This window comes from Micromonospora sp. NBC_00330, from assembly GCF_036136635.1.
Lineage (GTDB): Bacteria > Actinomycetota > Actinomycetes > Mycobacteriales > Micromonosporaceae > Micromonospora > Micromonospora salmantinae.
The window spans coordinates 1,353,560-1,372,702 of the sequence record NZ_CP108012.1; the positions used below are offsets into that span (position 1 = coordinate 1,353,560).

Sequence of the window (19,143 nt, forward strand, 5' to 3'; positions counted from 1 at the left end):
GGTGGTGGAACATCCGTTGGGCCGGTCCCCGTCCCGGGAACCTCGCCGGGCTCAGCTCCGGCTCCAGCGTTGGTTGGCCGCGCCGGTGCAGTCCGAGATCTGGACGCGCGTGCCGTTGGCAGTGCCGTTGCCGACCATGTCCAGGCACCGGCCCGAACCAACTCCGGTGATCGAGCCGTCGGTGTTGAGCCGCCACTTCTGGTTGGACTGGCCGTTGCAGTCCCAAATGATCACCGAGCTGCCGTTCGCGGTGCCGGCGCCGTTGACGTCGAGGCACTTGCCGCCGAAGACGCGCAGCTCCTGGGCGGCGGTCGAGGTCCAGCTCTGGTTGCTCTGGCCGTGACAGTCCCAGATGATCGCCGCCGCGCCGTTGGTCTGCGAGGCGCCGTTGACGTCGAGGCACCGTCCGGAGGACGTGCTGCGCAGGGGCGACGTGCCGCTCGGTGGCGGGGTGGTGGTCGGTGGCGGTGTCGTCGGGTCGGTGCTGCCACCGAACTGGGTGAAGAACCTCCACACCTCGCCCTTGGTCCAGGTCCTGGCGCCGCTGTCCCCGCCGCCGTCCACCGGGCCGGGGGTGTGCCCGCCGTCGAAGGCGGCCCAGACCACCGGATAGCCTGACCGGCAGCCGGAGTAGGTGGTGGTGATGTGGGTCAGGCTGCCCGCCCTCGGTTCGGGTGGGCTCTGTGCGGTGCACCCGTTGTTGCGCACGAACGTGTCGCGCAGGGACCGTCCGGCGGAGACGTTGAGCACCGCGTCGCCGATGCCATGGATCCCCATGTACGCGACCGGCTGGGTGCCGCCGCCGCACCCGCTGAGCTGCCCGCCGGAGTAGACAGCGACAGCGCGGAAGACGCTTGGCCGGGAACAGGCCAGCGAGTAGCTCATGCCGCCGCCGTAGCTGAAGCCGAGCGCGAAGCGTTGCGTGGTCTCGACGCAGAGGTCTGCCTCGATCACCCTGATCATGTCGTCGACGAAGGTGACGTCCTGGCCGCCGGGGTTGGCCCAACCGTTGCCGTTGCCCTGGGGGGCGACGAAAATGGTGCTGTTGTTGGCCTGCTGCCGCAGCCCGTAGTAGGACCAGGCCGCCCCGTCGGACCCACCGCCGTCGACGTCGTTTGCGGTGCCGCCGTTCCAGTGGAACCCGAAGATCAACCGGTAGGGATGGTTCCTGTCGTAGTTGTCAGGAATCCTCAGGATGAAACTACGGTTCTGGCCGCTGCTCTGGATGGACCGTTGGCCGCTGGTCAACGTGGGCGCCTTGCCGCACCCGGCGGTCGCCGCTGCCGCTCCGATGTTCGCGGCCGACGCGGTGGTGCTCGAACCACCGGCCAGTGCCCCCGCGCTCACTGTCACGATGACGGCCGCCGCCGTCGCGAGCAGTCCAAGGATGGGTCTACGTCTTGTCATGAAGGGGCTCCCGCCACTCGGCACGAACTGGTTGAAAGGGGTCTACGGCAACCCGCACGCCGCCACGACGCGCCGCTGCGGGTCACCCCATCGACCACGTTCGCCGCGGACGAACCCCAGAGGACGCGATGTGCCGGGCGGCCCCCGGCCGGCTCATCGACGCAGGTTTCCGCCACTGGTCTCGCCGCCCACGCAGGACCAGTCGGTCGTCGAATCGACTGTGGCCACACCGTGCGCCCGAACACCACGCGACCGTTCGCCCGACGGTGCCGAAACACCTGGCTCGGCGTCGAATCGATTCGCTCCGACGCTAGATCTCACAGTGAAATATGTCAATGCCGTGTCCGGCAGGTTGCGACCCGGGTGGCTCGGTCAGGCGCTCGTGAGATCTGCCGCGCCGAAGGAGACCGCGAACCGCTTGCACCAGATGGAGACGCTGCGGAAGTCGGCCGGGTCCACCGACGCCGGTAGCTCGTACACCTGGTTGCCCTTGTTGCCCTTGAGCTTCGCCAGTTCGACCCATTCGCCGTCGTCGAACACCCGCCAGCCGGCCGTGCCCCGGATGACCGGTTGGTCGGTCAGCCACACCCGCAGGTCCGGACCGTTCGACGTGTTCAAGTCTCGGATGACGAGCTGGTGGCGCCCGTCAGCGAGCCGGTGGATCTCGGCGCTGCCGGTCGTCCGGTGCTCGTGGGTGACGAACTCACCGGTCGTCAGGATCTCGTTCGCCGCTGGAGTGGCTGCCGAGGTCGCGGGGGCCGGCGTCGAGGACTCCGGGGCCACGGACGCCGGGATCGGCGCGGCCGATGTCGTCCCCGCGCGGGGAATCGCTTCGTCGACATAGGTGTCGGTGAACAGCTTCCACGGCTGGAACCAGTAGAGGCCCAGCATCGCCGCGACGACGGCGGCTGCGAGACCGGCTCGGACCACCGGCGACCGGAACATCCGTTTTCTCACCCCCGCAGCGTACGGCCGCAGCCGCCGTCGAACTGTTCGCGAACCCTTTCGGAACTCTTACGACGCTCACCGCTCGGTATCTGCCAGCGCCTGGCCGCACGGGCAGGTTCCCTGGTCCTCCGGCAACGTCTTCACGGCGTCGCCGAGCAGGAGGCGCAGGCGATCGATGTTCCGGGCGAAGACAGTGAACACCTCCTGCTGGGTCACGCCCTGACCGACCTCGATGCCCGAGTCGAGGTCGGTCACCAGGGACAGCGCTGTGTAACACAGCGCCAGTTCGCGGGCCAACACCGCTTCCGGATGGCCGGTCATGCCGACGACGGACCAGCCCTCCCGGCCGTACCAGCGCGATTCGGCACGGGTGGAGAATCGGGGTCCTTCGATGACGACCATCGTCCCGCCGTCGACCGGCTGCCAACCGGCGGATCGGGCGGCGTCGAGGACAGTGGCCCGTCCGACCGGACAGTAGGGGTCGGCGAAGGGAACGTGAACGACGTGGGAGGGTTTCCCGTCCGCGCGCGGCTGTCCGTCGTAGTAGGTCTGCTCCCGGCCGCTGGTCCGGTCGACCAGCTGGTCCGGTACGACGAGCGTCCCCGGTCCCAGATCCGGTCGCAGGCCACCCACGGCGCCCGGTGCGAGCACCTGGCGGACGCCGAGTGCGCGCAGCGCCCACAGGTTGGCCCGGTAGTTGATGCGGTGTGGGGGGAGGGTGTGCTGGCGTCCGTGCCGGGGCAGGAACACCACCGGCCGCCCGGCGACACTCCCGACGGACAGCGCGTCGCTCGGCGGTCCGTACGGTGTGTCGACGGTGACCTCGGCGACGTCGTCGAGGAACTCGTAGAACCCCGATCCACCGATCACGGCGATCGGCGGGCGATCGGTCGTGCTGGTGTCTCCTGCTGACATGTGTACCCCTCCTGGGCGAACGGTGAAAACGGGTGGGGGCCGACTCAGCGACGGTCTGCCCGTCGGTGCGCGACGCGTCGGTCGACAACGGCGGCGACGACCAGGACGACCACGATCGCGGCCCACAGGACAGCCAGCCCGACAGCGAGCCCCAGCGGGTAGTCGCGGTCCGGTAGGCCCGGGTTCGGAGGCGCCGAGGGTGGTCGCCACAGCAGGGGCACCGCGATCAGCAGCAACGTGGCGCTGGCCAGCAGACCTGCGGCGATCCAGGCCAGGCGTAACCGGTTCTTCACCAGTCGACCCAGCGCCAACCCGACCAGTCCGACCAGCGGTGCCACCAGGACGTCGTGCAGCACCGGGCCGCCGATCAGCCACGGCAGGGCGGTGTCGAACTGGGGGAGGAGCAACCAACCGCCGTACGCGGTGGCTGCGGCGCCGACCACGAACAGGAGCAGCCGGACGGTTCTCACCCCAACACCTCCAGCCGGGCCACCCACTTGGTCTGGAGAACGCCCGGCCGGCTCGGCGCGATGAGTCGGCAGGGGTAACCGTGGTCGGGAGACAGTTGCTCGCCATTGATCCGCAGGGCCAGCAGGGTCAGCGGGTCGCGGGCATGGGCCGCAGGGAGTGTGCTGGCCGCGTACAGGCCGTCGGCTTCCAGTGAGGTGACCCGAACCGCTCGGCCGGTCGGTGCGCCGGCCCGCCGGAGCAACTGGACGACGGGCACGCCGGTCCAGTGGGCCGAGGCGCTCCAGCCCTCGACGCAGGCGATCGGCAGTTCTGCCGTCCGTTGCGGCAGGGCCGCCAGGTCGGCCAGGGACAGGCTGTCCCGCCCGCCCGGCCAGACGATCTCCAGTCGCCAGTCCGGGGGCACGGCGACGCGCGCGGCAGCGGCCGTACGGTTGATCGGTACGCCCTGCGGCCCGGACGCGGAACGCCACGCCAGCGGCGACACCCGACGTAGCCACGGCACGGTGACCCCGGCGGTGGCCAGCACGGCGATGCCGGCGACGCCCGCCGAGGTACGCAGGAACGCACGTCGCTCGGACGAGTTCCGATCGTCAGCCCCCGGTGCCGCGGCCGGCACCGCTCTCCTGCGTCGCAGTGGCGTGCTCAGCGCCGTGCGGGCGACCGGGAGCTTCACCGCGACGTGCAGCAGCATCGCCCCAACCACCAGCCAGGCGACCGCGTAGTGCGCCGTCGGAAAGAAGAACCCCCACGGGTACGACTGGGCGACGTTGAACAGGCCCGTGACCAGTTCGAAGAACGCGGCGCAGACCAGTACCAGGACGGAGACCCGTTCCAGGGCGTGTGCCGACAATCGGATCGGCTGACGCACTGGCGGACGGACGAACAGCCGGGGGTAGACGCTCCACAGCTTGGCCAGCAGCAACGGGATCGCCGCGACGCCGGAAAGCACGTGAACGCCCTGGGTGACCCGGTACAGGTTGACCGGTCGGGTCGGCCAGGTGAACCAGCCCGGCGGGTGCTGGATGTAGTGACTGAGCAGCCCGGTGCCGAAGCACAGCCCGAACGCCACAGCGAGCCAGAGGCCGAGCCGGGCGGTGACCAGCGGTGAGTGCGAGGGCGCGGTGAAGTCCTCGGGGGCGGGGACGCGTGGCCGGCGGATCATGAGCGTGCCAACTCGGCGAACCAGCGTGGACCCAACCGGAAACTGTCGACGACCCGCAGTCCGGCAGCGGTGGCGGCACGGGCCACCGCCTCCGCCCCGACCCGCGCCCAGCGAAACGTCGGCCCGCGCAGTTCCCGACCGCCGGACGATCCGGACTGGACGTACGCCTGTCCCTGCCACAACCCGGCTCCCGGCGGCTCCACCTCGACCAGCAGCGTTCCGTCGGCCGCGATCAGGGCGCCGCACCGGCGCAGCAGGCGGACCGGGTCGCCACCGATGCCGATGTTGCCGTCGATGAGCAGGGCGTGCGCCCACCTCCCCTCGCCGGGAAGGGGCTCGAAGACATCGCGTCGCAGGGCGATCACCCCCCGGCCCTGGGTCAGACGTACCGCCTCGGCGGAGATGTCCACACCCAGTGCGACGAGGCCGCGTTGGGCGAGCGCTCTGGTCAGCCGGCCGGGGCCGCAGCCGAGGTCGATAGTGGGCCCGGTGCAGCGTGCGGCGACGGACTCGATTGCCGGTTCGGGCGGCCCGTGCCAGAGCCGTACCGGCAACAGGTCACGCCGCCCGTCGGTGTGCACCAGCCAATGGTCGGGTGGGGTCGCCGGCCTCGGGTCGACCGGCGTACCGCCGGCGTCATGGTCGGCGGACCAACCGCCGAGTCTGCCCAGCACCACGTCGAAACCGTCGAGGCTGATCGTCGGGTTCACCGGGGGTGTCCGCTCAGCAGATGGCCGCCCACCGACGCGACGGCGTCCGCGAACCGGGTGCCGGGCAGGTCGGCCGCGACGGCCAGCGCCGTCGACCAGTCGTCGACATCCCGCAGCGCGGGCAGGATCGCCGGTCGTACGCCGTGCCCGTGCAGCGCGGCGAGGGTGCGGCGCCCGGTGTCGTCTGTCGACATGGGTACGTCGCGTAACGCGCTCGCGTGACTCGGATCGCGTAACCCGAGTGCCCACCAGCCGCCGTCCAGCGCCGGCCCGAACACCGCCTCGTGTTCGGCGAGCCGGTCCAGCGCGGTGGTGAGCACTGCCGGGCGGATCTGCGGGGTGTCCATGCCGATCTGCAGCACCGGCCAGCCGGGAAACGCCGCAGCAGTGTCGGCGTGGGCGTTCGCGAGGCGGTCGGCGAACGTGTCGCCGCGCTGCGGAAGCAGGTGCCAACCCGCCAACGCGGCGGTCAACTCCGCGCCGTACTCGGCATCGGCGAACCGGCCGGTGTGGGCCAACACGGGAGTGGTCGAGGCGGTGGCGCGCACCGCCGCGAGGGTGTCCAACAGCGACGCCGCCGCGATCCGGGCCGCCTGGGTGGGACCGGCGGGCGGGCAGAGGCGCGTCTTGGCCTGCCCGGGGACCGGCGCCTTCGCGACCAGGAGCAGGACGTTCACCGGCCACCACCGGCGTCGGCGCGCAGCACTCCGGCGAAGTCCCGGGTCGCCCGCAGCGTGCCCCGGACCGACCCGGACACCTTCGAGACGGTCCCGGCGGCCCGGGGCGCGTACGCGACGTCCAGTTCGAGGATCCGCCAGCCCGCTCCGGCCGCGCGCAGCAGCAACTCCAGGGGGTAGCCGAACGCGCGGTCGTCGACCCCGAGGCCCAGCAGCGCCGCCCGGCGGGCCACCCGGATCGGGCTGATGTCGTACACCGGCACGCCGCGACGCCGCAGCAGGGCCGCGACCACCGCGTTCCCGGCGCGGGCATGCCACGGCCAGGCATCCGCCGAGACCGGCCGACGGCGCCCGACGGCGAGGTCGGCCCGCCCGTCGAGCACCGCCGAGGCGAGCCTGGGCAACTCGGCGGGGTCGAACGAGCCGTCCGCGTCCAGCACGCAGACCAGATCCGTCTCCGCCGCCAGCAGGCCGGCGTGCACTGCCGCGCCGTACCCGCGTCGCGGCTCGTGGACGACCCGGGCTCCGTGGTCGGCCGCGACGACCGGCGAACCGTCGGTGGAGCCGTTGTCGACCACGATGGCGCGGTAGCCGGGCGGTAGCCCGCCCAGTACGGCAGGCAGTGCGGCCGCCTCGTCCAGACACGGCAACACCACGTCGATCGTTGTGTGCATACCGGCGACGCTAGGCCCGCCACCGGCCGTCCGGACCGCGGTTGCTCCTTACGAATCGCTTACACGGCAACGGATCTTACGACTCGCTGACGTCTCGCCGTCAGGCCGCCGAATGCCTGGTGGGAGGCCGTATCGTCGGCCGTCACCATGACCATGATGACCCGGCCGGGGCGAACCCGGTCCGCCGACCTGATCGTCCTCGGCGCCGAGGTGGCAGTGCTCGCCGTCGCCGTCGCCGTCGGCGCCCTGCTCAACCATCAGGGCGTACGGCTGCACGCCGATGCGGCGCCGCTCTACGCGAGTTGGCAGCCCCATCTGGGGTCCGGCACCCCTGCCGCGCTTCTCGTCGCGGCGCTGTTCGTCTGGCGGGGGGTGCGCTGGGGAACCCAAACGCCGTGGCCGCGGCTGCTGGCGGTCGGCTATCTCGCCTCGCTGCTCTGGACGCTGTCGCTGGCCCTGGTGGACGGCTGGTCCGCAGGCTTGACCGAGCGGCTCACCGTGCAGGCCGAGTACCTGCACGAGGTGCCCCGGGTGACGGACGTCGGCATCATGCTGTCCGGCTTCGCCGACCGGATTCTCGACTTCCAGCCCGATTCGTGGTCCACGCATGCTGCCGCTCACCCACCGGGAGCGTTGCTGTTCTTCGTCTGGCTGGAGCGGATCGGCCTGGGCGGCGGGACCGCCGCCGGGCTCGCCTGCGTGCTGCTCGGCGCCACGGTGTCGGTGTCGGTTCCGGTGACGTTGCGGGCACTCGGCGCCGAGGACGCGGCCCGGGCGGTGTGGCCGTTCCTGGTGCTCCTCCCGGGGGCGGTCTGGGTGGGCGCGTCCGCGGACGGGATCTTCGCCGCGGTGGTCGCGGCCGGGTTGGCGCTGCTGGCGGTGGGTGGCCGACCAGCGGCCGCACTGGGCGGGTTGCTCCTCGGCTTCGCGCTCTACCTGTCGTACGGGTTCGTCCTGGTCGGGTTGCTCGCGTTGGTCGTGGTGTTGCTCCGGGCGCGGGACCGCCTCGGCGTGCTCCTGGTCGCGGCGACGGCGGTCGTGGCCGTCGTCGCCGTGTTCACCCTCGCCGGCTTCTGGTGGCTGGACGGCTACCACCTGGTGTCCCGTCGTTACTACCAGGGCTGGGCGGCGGAACGTCCGTACGGTTACTGGGTCTGGGCGAATCTCGCCGCCCTGCTGCTCTCGGCCGGCCCGGCGGTCGGGCCGGCGCTGCGGCGGGCGGTGGCCGCCGTGTCGATCCGAGCACCGCACCCACCGCTCGCGACGGCCCTCCGGCAGTGGATCGCCAGCGCCGGACCCACTGTGCTGCTGCCCATCGCGGCCACGGCGGCGGTGCTCGCGGCGGACCTGTCCGGGCTCAGCAAGGCCGAGGTCGAGCGGATCTGGCTACCGTTCGCCGTCTGGCTGCTGGTCGCCACCGCGCACCTGCCCCACGGTCACCGACGGTGGTGGTTGGCCGCCCAGGCCGCCACGGCTCTCGCCGTCAACCACCTACTGTGGACGGTGTCGTGACCGATGCCGGATCCCGCATCACCGCGGTGGTGAAGTCGGCGATGCCGGCGGCGAAGCCGACCCGGGCGGTGAAACCGAGCACCCGGGCGGCGCGTGCCGGATCGGCCACCACGTGCCGTACGTCCGCCGCCCGTCCGCCCCCGACCGTGACCGGCGGTGGCCCGCCCATCGCCGACGCCAACTCGTGGGCCAACTCGCCGACGGTGTGTGGTTCGCCCGAGCAGACGTTGATCGGGGTCAGGGGATCCGGTGCCGGCGTCGTGAGGGCCAGCAGGTTGGCCCTGGCCACGTCGGTGACGTGCACGAAGTCGCGCCGTTGCCGGCCGTCCTCCAGAACCCGGGGCGCTCGTCCGGCGGCCAGGGCCGACCGGAAGATCGACGCGACACCCGAATACGGGGTGTCGCGGGGCATTCGCGGACCGTAGACGTTGTGATAGCGCAGGGCCCAGACAGATCCGCCGGTCTGCCGGGCCCAGGCGCCGGCTAGGTGTTCCTGGGCCAACTTCGTGGCGGCGTACGTGCTGTGCGGCTCCAGCGGCGCGTCCTCGGGCACGAGACCAGGGGAGAGCGCCTGGTCGCAGCGAGGGCAGGTCGGCTCGTACCGGCCCTCGGCCAGGTCGGCGACCCGGCGGTTGGCAGGCCGGACGATCCCGTGGGTGGGGCAGTGATAGCGGCCCTCGCCGTAGACCACCATCGAGCTGGCCAGCACCAGTCGGCGTACCCCGGTGGCGTGCATCGCCGCCAGGAGAGTGGCAGTGCCGAGGTCGTTGTGCGCGGCGTACCGGGGGGCGTCGGCCGGGTCGATGCCATGGCCGACCATGGCCGCCTGGTGGCAGACCGCGTCGACCCCGGTCAGTAGCCGGGTCAGCAGTTCGCCGTCGCGTACGTCGCCGACCACCAGGTCGTGCCGCTCGGTCCAGGGCGGCGCCGTCGCGGCGTGCGCCTCGGGCAGGAGGGCGTCCACTGCCACCACCTCGTGCCCGTCGTCGGTGAGCAGGTCGGCGACGTGTGAGCCGATGAACCCGGCCGCACCGGTGACAAGGATCCGCATTCCGGTCACCGTATGACCTCGCGTACGCCCGCTCGGGCTTTCGCGCGCAGCCGTAAGAACCTCGCAAGGTTTGCTGGTGCGGGCGGAGTCTGACGCCTGGCTACGCTGGGCCGATGGACATCTGGGGCAGACGTTGACGGGGCGGAACGGGGACGGTCCGTGACACAGCGCGTGCTGGTGGTCGACGACGATCAGACAGTCAGCGACGTCATCCGCCGCTACCTCGAGAACGACGGCTTCCAGGTGAGTCTCGCGGCGGACGGTGCGGCGGCGCTGGCGGCCGTGGAGCGGCAGACGCCACACCTGGTCGTGCTCGACCTGATGCTGCCGCTGATCAACGGCCTGGAGGTGTGCCGGGCGCTGCGGGTACGGCCGGACGGCGTACCGATCGTCATGCTCACCGCGCGCGGTGACGAGTCCGACCGGATCCTCGGGCTGCAACTCGGCGCGGACGACTACCTGACCAAGCCCTTCTCACCCCGGGAGCTGGTGCTGCGGGTCCGTTCGGTGCTCCGTCGCGCCGGCGGTGCGACGCCACCCGAGCGGCCGGAGGCGCTCACCGACGGCAACCTGGTGGTGCACACGGCCTCCCGAACCGCCCGCCTCGCCGGTGCGGATCTGGCCCTGACGTTGCGCGAATTCGACCTGCTCGTCCACCTCATGCGGCATCCGTCCCGGGTGTTCGGCCGGGCCGAACTTCTCGAGCAGGTCTGGGGCTGGAACTTCGGGGACCACTCGACGGTGACAGTGCACGTACGCCGGCTGCGGGAGAAGATCGAGGCCAACCCGGCCGATCCGCAGCGGATCGTGACCGTCTGGGGCGTCGGCTACCGATACGAGCCGGCCCGTGCGTGACGTACTCCTGATCTTCGCGATCGCCCTCGGCGCGGCGCTCGGCATCGGGCTCGCCGGCGCTGTGCTGCTCCGGGCGCTTCGACGCAGCTCGATCACCGTGCACCTCAACGTGCTGCTCACCACCACCGTGGTCGCCGTCGCCGTCGGGGTGATGGCGGTCGCGGAAGCGATGTTCCTCTCCGCGCACGACCTTGAGGTGGTCCTGATCACCGTCGCGGCGGCAGCGGTGGTCAGCCTCGCCGTCGGCGGGCACTTCGGCCGGCGACTGGCCCGCGCCGCGGTGTGGCGCGACCAGGCCCGGGAGCGGGAACGGCAACTGGAGAAGGGCCGGCGCGACCTGGTCGCCTGGGTTTCCCACGACCTGCGGACCCCGCTCGCCGGGCTGCGGGCCATGGCCGAGGCGCTGGAGGACCGGGTGGTGCGTGATCCGGACACTGTCGACGAGTACCACCGCCGCATCCGGCTGGAGACCGACCGGATGACCCGACTCGTCGACGACCTGTTCGAGCTGTCCCGGATCAACGCGGGAGCGTTGCGGTTGTCGTTGACGGCGGTGCCGCTCGGAGAGGTGGTCTCGGACGCGCTGGCCAGCACCACCCCGTTGGCCGACGCACGCCGGATCAAGCTGATCGCCAGCGAGTCGGGGTGGCCGACGGTCGCCGCGAGCGAACCGGAGCTGGCCCGGGTCGTGGCCAACCTGCTGCTCAACGCGGTTCGCTACACCCCCGAGGACGGCACCGTACGCATCGAAGCCGGCCGGGAGGACGACCACGCCTGGCTGTCGGTGGCCGACACCTGTGGCGGCATCCCCCCGGCCGACCTTCCCCGCCTGTTCGACATCGCGTTCCGTGGTGAACCGGCCCGCACGCCCGGCCCCGGCGACGGCGGGGCGTCCGGAGGGCTGGGCCTGGCCATCGTTCATGGTCTGGTGGAGGCGCACGGCGGTCGGGTCGAGGTGCGCAACACCCCCGACGGCTGCCAGTTCATGGTCCGCCTGGCGACCGCCTGAGGCAACGTTCGGTAGCTCCATCGGCCAGCTTCTCCCACAGCGCGCGCAGTGCGTACCCGTTGCCCCAGGTCCGTCGACGGCTCGCACCTGTCGACAATCATCGATGGAATGCCCACCTCTCGGGACCACGCGATTTGCCGGTTCTGACTACGCTTTCCACTGTCTCGGAGGCGATCGATGGAGGGCGCATGTCGGTGAATGAGCCGGCGAGCGGAGAGTTCGCTCGCATGCTGGACGCGACGGTCGGCGCGTTGCGCGCCGCCGGCACTGCGCCGGAGGACGAGGAGGCCGCGCGCCTGCGTCGGGTCGGTGAGTCCGCCGAGGGGCAGGTCCGCGCCGAGTTTGGCGCTGATGGCCGGTTGGAGTCGCTGACGCTGGACCCACGGATGATGCGGCTCGGCGCGGCCGAGGTCTGCGACCACGTGATCGCGGCCGTGAACGCGGCGATCGACTCGATGCGTGGCGGCGGCCCGGCGGTGGCCTCCGGTGACCTCTCGCAGCTCACCGAGCAGCTGGAGCAGGTTCGTGACACGGCAGTGCCGCGGCTCGGTGCGTTCCTCCAGGCGCTCACCGACGCGCAGGAGCGGATGGCCCGAGGAGGTTCCCGATGAACGGCTTCGAGGTCGAGCCCGCGCTGCTGCGTTCCGGCGGTGATGACGTCATCGGCGCCGCCGAACGCTTCATCGGGCAGTTGGAGAGCTTCGAGGCGAAGATGCAGGGATACGGCGAGCCGTGGGGCGCCGACGACATCGGCTCGCTGATCGGCATCGCGTACACGGAGGCGTCCACCTGGGTTCTGGACTGCATCGGCGTGGCCGCCGAGGAGATCGGCTCGGCCGGCAGCGACCTGACGAAGATGGCCGACAACTTCGAACTGGTCGAGGACGCCGCCGCGGGCGCGCTGCGGGACATCCAGGGAATGCTGGGGTGACGGCATGGGACTCCAACTGCCGGGTGAACTGATCACGGCACTCGGCTGGATCGGCTACAGCTGGCCCGAGGCCGACGAGGAAAAGCTGTTCGAGATGGGCCAGGCCTGGCTGGACTTCTCCGGCACTGTCGCCGACGCCTCCGGGGAGGCCGGTTCGGCTGCGGCGGCGATCTGGTCGCAGCACCAGGGCGAGTCGATGCAGGCGTTCCAGAAGTGGTGGGCCAACCCGGAGAGCGGCCCAGGAACACTGCCGGACTACTCCCAGGCCGCGATGCTGATCGGCACCGGTCTGATCATCGCCGCCGCGATCGTGCTCGCGCTGAAGATCCAAGTGATAGTGCAGCTGGCGATCCTCGCCTTCGCTGTGGCTCAGGCGATCGCCACCGCCGTCGTCACGTTCGGCGCGTCGCTGGCCGAGGTCCCGATCTTCCAGATGATCACGCGAGAGATCGTCGGTCTGCTGATCGACCAGGTGATCCAGGAGCTCCTCGATGCCTAGCAGGGCGCCGAAGAGCTCGAAGAAGCGCGGCGGCGCGGGCAAGCCGAAGGTCGGCAAGGGCGTCCGCGCGGCGGTGAAGAAGGCCGCCGCCAAGCCGGTGGTGCGCAACAACGACCTGCGCGAGGTCACGATCAAGGTGCAGCGCAGGCCGTTCCACGCGCGCGGCCAGTTCGACCGCAAGATGAACGCGCTGAAGAAGCTCAGCGACGAGGGCAAGCTGTTCAAGCAGGCGAACCCGGTCGGGCGGGACAAGAAGATCACGGCCGACTACAAGAAGCGCATCCGACAGAAGATCTTCGACAAGTACTGGCCCCACGACAAGAAGATGGCGAACGCCCTCGCCGCCCGGCTCCGCAAGCAGCAGCCCGACCATGTATGGGAGCTGCAACTCGGCGGCGCCGACGACGTTAGTAATCTGAAGCTCCTGCACGGTAGAACAAACTGGGATGTCGGCGGGCAAATCTGGCGTCAGATCATGAACCTGCCCGATGGCACACCGATCCGAATAGAGGTAGTGGATTGAATCCCGAGCTGCGGGAGCTCATCGCGGAGCTGCGTACCGACCTGGAGGCGGACCAGCCGGCGACGCTGGCGTGGGCCCAGATCAACGAGGGCGCTCCGGCCGACCAGATCCCCGCCGAGCTGCCGCAGCCGGTCCGGGAGCTGCTGGAGACCGCCAACGGCATCCTGGCCGGCGCGTTCGACCTGCCCGCGGTCGCGGACCTCGACGACATCCAGTACTACATCGAGCAGATGCCCGAGTTCACCGGCGTCGCCGACGAGCCCGCCGAGTGGCTGGTCATCGGCACGCTGAACGACGAGCCGCTGCTGATCCGACGCGACACCGGCGCGGTCTGGTACTTCCCGGCGGAGACCACCGACGAGTGGTTCATGCGTGAGATGTTCCTCGACGTCGCGCCGGACCTCGACTCGTTCCTCGCCTACTACGTCTTCGGGCCCGGGTACGGCGAAGTCGGCTTCGACGACGACGAGTGGTGGGGCTTCCTCGACGAGCACGGTCTGACCACGCCCGGTGACGATGACGAGGAGTCGGACGATTGACCGCGACACATGAGGAGCTCACGGCGCTCTGGGGCGCCGATGGGATGATCTACTTTCCGCTCGACCGGTTCGACGACGTCCTCGGCCCGCTGACGCCGGAGGTCTTCCCGCCGTTCGGGGCCATCCCGGTCGACGTGCCGATCCTGTTCACCATCGACGTCGACGTCCCCGGCATGGAGTTGTTCTCCAAGCTGAACATCGAGATCGGCGAGGCCGGTCCGCGCATCCACATCGTCCTCGGCAGCTCACCCGAGGACCCGCAGCTGCTCTTCTGCCTCGACGCGCTGACCGGCGCCGTCGTGTTGCTGGATCTGGAGACCCCCAACTTCGAGTCGGTCAACGCGACCTTCGCCGCGTTCGTCGAGTTCCTCTACCGGCTCGGAGGGCTCATCGCCACGGACCCGGGCGGGCGGGCCCGCGCCGCCCGCGCTGCCGCGATCCGCGAGGAACTGATGGGCGTCGACTCGTCAGCGTTCGCCGACCCGAAGTCCTGGTGGAGCATGGCCTTCGATCAGCTGGAGTCCACCAGCGGTTAGCGTCGCCACTGCCGACATGCACGCTGTAGGTTCACCGCGCTCGCGGCACCGGTATGGACGCGACCGGCTGCTGCGACGATGCTGCCTCTCGATGCCATGCCTCGGCGAGGAGCGCGTAGGTGTAGCCGTCCACCCAGCCCAGTTCGGCGTGCCAGGAGTCGCCGACCCCGTGCTGCTCACGACGCATGCCGACCTTCTCGAGGATTCGCACCGAGGCGAGGTTGTCCGCGAAGCATCCGGCGGTGATTCTCCGAACGCCCAGCCGGTCGAATGCGTGCGCCACCACAGCGGTCACCGCCTCGGTCGCGTACCCACGTCCGCCGTAGGCGGGATCGAAGATGTAGCCGAGCTGGGCCTCGGTCCGTGGTGGCATGCCGGGTTGACCCATGCCGTCGACGACGTCGAGCGAGACGGTTCCGATCACCACGCCGTCGAGCGTGGCCGCCATGCTGTGGTCGTCGGGGTCCGCGGCCGCGCGTCGCCATGCCGTGCGGAGGGACACGGGGTCGACCTGCGTGCGGAGTAGCCAGCGCGTGACCTGCGGCAGATTGCGGTACTCCAGGATCCGGTCGACGTCCTCGTCCCGCACCGGGCGAAGCTCGAGGCGTTCAGTGCGCACTGTGGTGTTCTCCATGAGGCGGGACGCTAGTGGACGCACCCCGGCGAGACGCCCGATTATTGGTCCGATGGCCCCCGCCCCAACCTCAGTGGCGAAGGGTGCGCGGCTCAATCGACCCGCTGGGCCAGCACCTGCCCCGGCCAGGTCCCAGCCAGGAAGGTCTCGGTGGGAGTGAACCCGTGGCGCTCGTAGTACGCCACCAACTCGCCACCGCCGCCCGCCCAGCAGTCGACCCGTAGCAACCGCACGCCGGCTCGCCGGGTTTCCTCCACGGCGTGTGCCAACAGGGCCGACCCGAGTTTCCGGCCGGCGAATCGTCGGTCGGAGACCAGGAGGCGGACGAACCGCTCGTGTTCTTCCGCAGGCGCGATCGGTGCCCGCGGGTCGGGCCCGGAATCCAACACCAGGGCTGCGGCCGGCGTCCCGTCCACTTCCGCGATGAACGGGAGGTTCTCGGTCAGGTACCGATCGACCTGTGCGGCCCTTTCGGGCTTCTCCGAGAACGGCGTCGTGCCCCACTGCTCGGTGTTGCCGCGGTCGTTCATCCAGACGACCGCGGAGTCGAGCATGTCCAGTACGGCGGGCGCGTCGGCCGGGCCACCGCGTCTGATGCGTACGCCGCCGGTGGTGTCGTCCATGGCGGAATGGTAATCCGAGGAATGGCCGACCATGACCGAGGGCATCACTCGTCGTGGCCGCCGCCCCCGGGTCCGATATCTCCGGAGGCCAGGGTCCGATTCATTGCCGCCAGTAGGCGCTCGAGGGTTCGGCGGTCGCTGTCGGTCAGGCCGCTGAGGATGGCCGCCTCGTTGGCCAGATGTTCCTCGATGAGCCGGTCGGTCAACGCCACGCCGCTCGGCGTCAGCCCGACCACTCTGCCGCGCGCGTCGGCTGCGGAGACCGAGCGCGACACGAGGCCGCGGGCGATCAGTCGGTCCACCCGTTTGGTCACGGCTCCGGTGGTCACGAGCATCCGTTGGCTCAGCTGGCCCGCCGTGAGCGTGTATGGCTCACCCTCGCGGCGCAGCGCCGCGAGCACGTCGAAGTCGCCGTTGCCGAGGTCCGCCGCGGCGAACGGCGGCCGCAGGGCCTCATCGAGTACGGCGGCCAACTGCTGGATGCGACCGATGATCAGCAGCGGGGTGGGGTCGAGGTCTGGTCGCTCGCGACCCCACTGCCCAACGATGTCGGCGATCCGGTCGTCATCCACCGTTGCATATTACCTTCCGAGGAAGATAAGTTGTCTTCCGTGGAAGATAACTCACTTCGAACATCAGCTCCGGTGGTCACGGCGTACGTGGATCCGTCCTGTCCGTTCGCCTGGATCACCTCCCGCTGGCTCATGGAGGTCGCGAAGATGCGGCCGCTCACTCTGCGGTTCGAGGTGATGAGCCTCGCGGTGATCAACGAGCACCGTGACCTGGAGCCCTGGTACCGCGAATTCAACGACCGGGCGTGGGGTCCGGCCAGGGTGTGTGTGGCGGCAGCCGCGCACCACGGCTCCGCCGCCCTGGCACGGCTGTACCCGGCGCTCGGCCGCCGGATCCACGACGCCGGCGACAAGGACTTCGACACCGTCGTCCCGCTGGCCCTGGCCGAGGCCGGCCTCCCCGCCGACCTGGCCGCCGCCGCCCACCGCAACGACCTCGACCCGCAGATGCGGGCGAGCACCGCCCACGCGCAGCAACTGGTGGGCGAGGACCTCGGCACCCCCACGGTCCTCGTCGACGACGTGGCCTTCTTCGGCCCCGTGCTGACCTCGATCCCTCGTGGCGACGAGGCCGTCCGCGTCTTCGACGGCGCTCGCCTGCTCGCCGGCTGCCGGGGCTTCTCCGAGCTCAAGCGCGCCCGGTCCGACGGCCTCACCTTCGCGTAGCGCCACCACTGCCGATGGGGGAGCGGGTCGACCGGCACTGGTCGACCCAGGTCTGTCGATGCTTCGTCACCGGATGTTCGGCGGCGCGTCGGCTCGAATCGATAGTGTCCGTTGGCCGGCCACCGCCGGCGGCCCATCCGGAGGGAATTCGATGCGCAGGACAACGCACTGGTCGGCCCGCGCCCTGGGCGCTCTCGCGGGCGCGGTCACGCTGGTGGCGGCCCTGCTGCCGGCGGCACCAGCCGCTGCCGCAAGCGTGGGCTTCAAGGCGGCCACGCTGAACATCTACTACGGGCTGAGCCAGGCCGACTTCGCGCACGACCTGAACCTGATCGCGTCCAAGGCCGACCTCGTCGGACTCAACGAGGTCGGCGCCCGCAAGGCGTTCCTGTCGAGCTGGGCCGCCGACAACGGCTGGTGGTTGTACGCGCCGGGCGGCACCAACCAGGCCGGCGAGGCGTTGATCGCCAAGAAGAGCATGTTCGACGTACTCGACAAGGGCTCGATCTTCGTCTGTGACACCAACGGTCCGGGCGAGGTGCCGCCCGCGCGGTACAACAACTGGGTCAAGTACCGGCACAAGGCCAGCGGCCGCAACGTGACCCACATCAACGCCCACGCGGTGGCCAGCATCGAAAACGCCGGCCGGCCGGAGGACCTGCCGCGCACCAGGTGCGCCGAGGCGCAGTTCCAGGGCCTCAAGGAGCTGGCGGTCGACAAGCAGGACGAGGGTCAGGTCATCGTGGGCGGAGACCTCAACGTCGACTTCAGCGCCGACCGGAGTTACGGGTACGCGAAGTTCCCGTGGCAGGTCTTCGAGGCCAACGAGCTGCCGAACCTGCGCTCCAACTACAACCTGTACGGCGAGAAGGGCACCGGAACGCACGGCAACCGGCACATCGACTACGTCTACTTCTGGAAGCGGCTGCCCGAGTACCAGCTGATGTGGATGACCGACTACGAGATCGTCGGTGGCACCAGATCCGACCACAACGGTGTCGCCGCGACGTTCTCCATCCAGAGCTGACGCGCCCGCCCTCCGCCGGGTACGGGTCCTGCGCCCGCTCTCGGCCGAGGCGTTCCGCGCTGCCGGGGCAGATGGGACGCGGGTGGCACGGCAGACGACAATGCGAGCGTGACCGACACCGTTCCGGCTTCGCTGCCTGCTGTGATCGAACTCGTCGATGAGTACATGTACCGCGTGCTGAAGGGCGCAGAGGATTCGGTGCTGGTGATCGGGGAGCTGATGGGCGCACTGACCGAGCCGAATGCCGAGGTCAGCGAGGGGAGTGTTGGCAAGCTCTACCCCATCTTCGGGGACCTGTCGGACATCGTCGACGGCTTCCCGTTCGACTACGGCGACGGTACCGAGATGATCGCCCAACGGGAGATCCGCGACGCTGCCTGGGACTGGTTGAGCACGGTGCGTAACGCCGACGGGTTGGAGATCTACGTCGACCGCTGGATCGCGAGAAGCGAAGCCTTGCCGACCGCCGAGGACGGGCGGCCGTTCCGCGACATCGCAAGATAGTGGGGTGGCGGCGGGTCCGCATCGAGCGTGTGCGGGCTGACACCCATCATCGGCGCTCGGGGTGTCCCCGGGGCGCCGCCCACTCGGGCGCGAGGATCGACATCACCGTGGCGTCGACCCAGTCGTCGCCGTCGCGCAGGACCTGCCGCAGCACACCCTCGGCAACGAAGCCGACCTTCTCGTACACCCGGCGGGCCCGGGGGTTGAAGGCGAACACCTCCAGCGAGATGCGGTGCAGGCCGAGCCTTTCGAAACCGTGGCCGACGATCAGGCGTACCGCTTCGGTGCCCAGGCCGCGGTCGCGGCCGGCGGCGGCGAGCAGGGTCCGGAAGTTGCAGTTCCGGTTGGCGGGGTCCCAGTCGTTGAGGACCACCTCGCCGACGCAGGCCCCGGTGGCACGGTCCACGACCGCCAGGTCGAGCCGGTCGGTCTGCGCGTTGCGGCTGCCGTACCAGTAGCGCATCCGCTCCTCGTCGGGAGCATCGTCGGCCGGACTGCCGGTCAGCCAGGCCACCTCGGGGTCGGCCACCGCCGTCCGGAAGGTGTCCAGGTCGTCGTCGACGAACGGACGCAGGATCACCCGCTCACCGGTGAGGGTGGGCTTGATCGAGAAGTCGGGGGTCGCCTGGTCGGTGGGCATCGACCGATCGTCGGCGTGACCCCGGCGACGGGCAACCGGTTTCCGGGGGCAGGATACG

The 19,143-nt window shown here is 70.4% G+C and carries 25 protein-coding genes; 12 read left to right on the forward strand and 13 right to left on the reverse strand.

Annotated features, from left to right (window positions below; all coding sequences use genetic code 11):
• Positions 1 to 51: 51 nt before the first annotated feature.
• The 8 genes from OG598_RS05970 to OG598_RS06005 form a co-directional block, all read right to left on the reverse strand.
• Entirely contained in the window at positions 52 to 1,407 is a 1,356-nt protein-coding gene (locus tag OG598_RS05970; protein WP_328653419.1) for a ricin-type beta-trefoil lectin domain protein, read from the reverse strand.
• A 372-nt stretch (positions 1,408 to 1,779) separates the two neighbouring features.
• Positions 1,780 to 2,364, reverse strand: coding sequence for a DM13 domain-containing protein (locus tag OG598_RS05975; protein ID WP_442931458.1), 585 nt, complete (start codon positions 2,362 to 2,364; stop codon positions 1,780 to 1,782).
• Between the two features lie 66 nt (positions 2,365 to 2,430).
• Positions 2,431 to 3,270 (reverse strand): S-methyl-5'-thioadenosine phosphorylase, encoded by an 840-nt coding sequence (locus OG598_RS05980; protein WP_328653420.1) that lies wholly within the window; start codon positions 3,268 to 3,270, stop codon positions 2,431 to 2,433.
• A 44-nt stretch (positions 3,271 to 3,314) separates the two neighbouring features.
• On the reverse strand, positions 3,315 to 3,740 hold the full coding sequence (locus tag OG598_RS05985) for a hypothetical protein (RefSeq protein WP_328653421.1): 426 nt from the start codon (positions 3,738 to 3,740) through the stop codon (positions 3,315 to 3,317).
• Entirely contained in the window at positions 3,737 to 4,903 is a 1,167-nt protein-coding gene (locus OG598_RS05990) for a molybdopterin-dependent oxidoreductase (protein WP_328653422.1), read from the reverse strand. The genes OG598_RS05985 and OG598_RS05990 overlap by 4 nt, the downstream gene beginning before the upstream one ends.
• Positions 4,900 to 5,613: a class I SAM-dependent methyltransferase gene (locus OG598_RS05995; protein WP_328653423.1), complete on the reverse strand. Its 714-nt coding sequence runs from the start codon at positions 5,611 to 5,613 to the stop codon at positions 4,900 to 4,902. The genes OG598_RS05990 and OG598_RS05995 overlap by 4 nt, the downstream gene beginning before the upstream one ends.
• Positions 5,610 to 6,290, reverse strand: a complete 681-nt coding sequence (locus OG598_RS06000) for a TIGR04282 family arsenosugar biosynthesis glycosyltransferase (RefSeq protein ID WP_328653424.1) — start codon at positions 6,288 to 6,290, stop codon at positions 5,610 to 5,612. Before OG598_RS06000 ends, OG598_RS05995 begins: the two co-directional genes overlap by 4 nt.
• Positions 6,287 to 6,964 (reverse strand): glycosyltransferase family 2 protein, encoded by a 678-nt coding sequence (locus OG598_RS06005; protein WP_328653425.1) that lies wholly within the window; start codon positions 6,962 to 6,964, stop codon positions 6,287 to 6,289. Before OG598_RS06005 ends, OG598_RS06000 begins: the two co-directional genes overlap by 4 nt.
• A 147-nt stretch (positions 6,965 to 7,111) precedes the next feature.
• Between OG598_RS06005 and OG598_RS06010 the strand changes: the two genes are divergently transcribed.
• Positions 7,112 to 8,476: a hypothetical protein gene (locus OG598_RS06010; protein ID WP_328653426.1), complete on the forward strand. Its 1,365-nt coding sequence runs from the start codon at positions 7,112 to 7,114 to the stop codon at positions 8,474 to 8,476.
• On the opposite strand, the gene OG598_RS06015 is transcribed toward OG598_RS06010, so the two are convergent.
• Positions 8,448 to 9,527 carry an NAD-dependent epimerase/dehydratase family protein gene (locus OG598_RS06015; RefSeq protein WP_328653427.1) on the reverse strand — a complete coding sequence of 360 codons (1,080 nt, stop codon included), beginning with the start codon at positions 9,525 to 9,527 and terminating at the stop codon, positions 8,448 to 8,450. The genes OG598_RS06010 and OG598_RS06015 overlap by 29 nt on opposite strands.
• A 159-nt stretch (positions 9,528 to 9,686) precedes the next feature.
• Here OG598_RS06015 and OG598_RS06020 point away from each other — a divergent pair, with 159 nt between their 5' ends.
• From OG598_RS06020 to OG598_RS06055, 8 genes are all read left to right on the forward strand, one after another.
• Positions 9,687 to 10,382 carry a response regulator transcription factor gene (locus OG598_RS06020; protein WP_328653428.1) on the forward strand — a complete coding sequence of 232 codons (696 nt, stop codon included), beginning with the start codon at positions 9,687 to 9,689 and terminating at the stop codon, positions 10,380 to 10,382.
• Entirely contained in the window at positions 10,375 to 11,391 is a 1,017-nt protein-coding gene (locus tag OG598_RS06025) for a sensor histidine kinase (RefSeq protein WP_328653429.1), read from the forward strand. The genes OG598_RS06020 and OG598_RS06025 overlap by 8 nt, the downstream gene beginning before the upstream one ends.
• A 188-nt stretch (positions 11,392 to 11,579) precedes the next feature.
• Positions 11,580 to 12,002, forward strand: a complete 423-nt coding sequence (locus OG598_RS06030) for a YbaB/EbfC family nucleoid-associated protein (RefSeq protein WP_210783653.1) — start codon at positions 11,580 to 11,582, stop codon at positions 12,000 to 12,002.
• A complete protein-coding gene (locus OG598_RS06035) occupies positions 11,999 to 12,322 on the forward strand; it encodes a hypothetical protein (RefSeq protein WP_328653430.1) in 324 nt (107 codons plus the stop codon). Before OG598_RS06030 ends, OG598_RS06035 begins: the two co-directional genes overlap by 4 nt.
• Positions 12,323 to 12,326: 4 nt before the next feature.
• Entirely contained in the window at positions 12,327 to 12,821 is a 495-nt protein-coding gene (locus tag OG598_RS06040) for a WXG100-like domain-containing protein (protein ID WP_091399960.1), read from the forward strand.
• The gene (locus OG598_RS06045; protein ID WP_328653431.1) at positions 12,814 to 13,344 is read left to right on the forward strand and encodes an endonuclease; all 531 of its coding nucleotides are present in this window, start codon (positions 12,814 to 12,816) and stop codon (positions 13,342 to 13,344) included. The genes OG598_RS06040 and OG598_RS06045 overlap by 8 nt, the downstream gene beginning before the upstream one ends.
• The gene (locus OG598_RS06050) at positions 13,341 to 13,883 is read left to right on the forward strand and encodes an SUKH-4 family immunity protein (RefSeq protein WP_328653432.1); all 543 of its coding nucleotides are present in this window, start codon (positions 13,341 to 13,343) and stop codon (positions 13,881 to 13,883) included. Before OG598_RS06045 ends, OG598_RS06050 begins: the two co-directional genes overlap by 4 nt.
• Positions 13,880 to 14,419, forward strand: a complete 540-nt coding sequence (locus OG598_RS06055) for an SUKH-4 family immunity protein (protein WP_328653433.1) — start codon at positions 13,880 to 13,882, stop codon at positions 14,417 to 14,419. Before OG598_RS06050 ends, OG598_RS06055 begins: the two co-directional genes overlap by 4 nt.
• Positions 14,420 to 14,450: 31 nt before the next feature.
• On the opposite strand, the gene OG598_RS06060 is transcribed toward OG598_RS06055, so the two are convergent.
• From OG598_RS06060 to OG598_RS06070, 3 genes are all read right to left on the reverse strand, one after another.
• Complete coding sequence (locus OG598_RS06060; protein WP_328653434.1) at positions 14,451 to 15,053, reverse strand: GNAT family N-acetyltransferase; 603 nt, start codon at positions 15,051 to 15,053, stop codon at positions 14,451 to 14,453.
• A gap of 92 nt (positions 15,054 to 15,145) precedes the next feature.
• Entirely contained in the window at positions 15,146 to 15,676 is a 531-nt protein-coding gene (locus OG598_RS06065; protein ID WP_328653435.1) for a GNAT family N-acetyltransferase, read from the reverse strand.
• Between the two features lie 44 nt (positions 15,677 to 15,720).
• Positions 15,721 to 16,248, reverse strand: a complete 528-nt coding sequence (locus OG598_RS06070; RefSeq protein ID WP_328653436.1) for a MarR family winged helix-turn-helix transcriptional regulator — start codon at positions 16,246 to 16,248, stop codon at positions 15,721 to 15,723.
• Positions 16,249 to 16,320: 72 nt separating this feature from the next.
• Here OG598_RS06070 and OG598_RS06075 point away from each other — a divergent pair, with 72 nt between their 5' ends.
• The 3 genes from OG598_RS06075 (at position 16,321) to OG598_RS06085 (ending at position 18,445) form a co-directional block, all read left to right on the forward strand.
• On the forward strand, positions 16,321 to 16,914 hold the full coding sequence (locus OG598_RS06075) for a mycothiol-dependent nitroreductase Rv2466c family protein (protein ID WP_442931459.1): 594 nt from the start codon (positions 16,321 to 16,323) through the stop codon (positions 16,912 to 16,914).
• A 151-nt stretch (positions 16,915 to 17,065) separates the two neighbouring features.
• A complete protein-coding gene (locus OG598_RS06080) occupies positions 17,066 to 17,941 on the forward strand; it encodes an endonuclease/exonuclease/phosphatase family protein (RefSeq protein WP_328653437.1) in 876 nt (291 codons plus the stop codon).
• A gap of 108 nt (positions 17,942 to 18,049) precedes the next feature.
• On the forward strand, positions 18,050 to 18,445 hold the full coding sequence (locus tag OG598_RS06085) for a hypothetical protein (RefSeq protein ID WP_328653438.1): 396 nt from the start codon (positions 18,050 to 18,052) through the stop codon (positions 18,443 to 18,445).
• Between the two features lie 46 nt (positions 18,446 to 18,491).
• Here the strand turns inward: OG598_RS06085 and OG598_RS06090 are convergent, their stop codons facing one another.
• A complete protein-coding gene (locus OG598_RS06090; protein WP_328653439.1) occupies positions 18,492 to 19,085 on the reverse strand; it encodes a GNAT family N-acetyltransferase in 594 nt (197 codons plus the stop codon).
• Positions 19,086 to 19,143 lie beyond the last annotated feature (58 nt).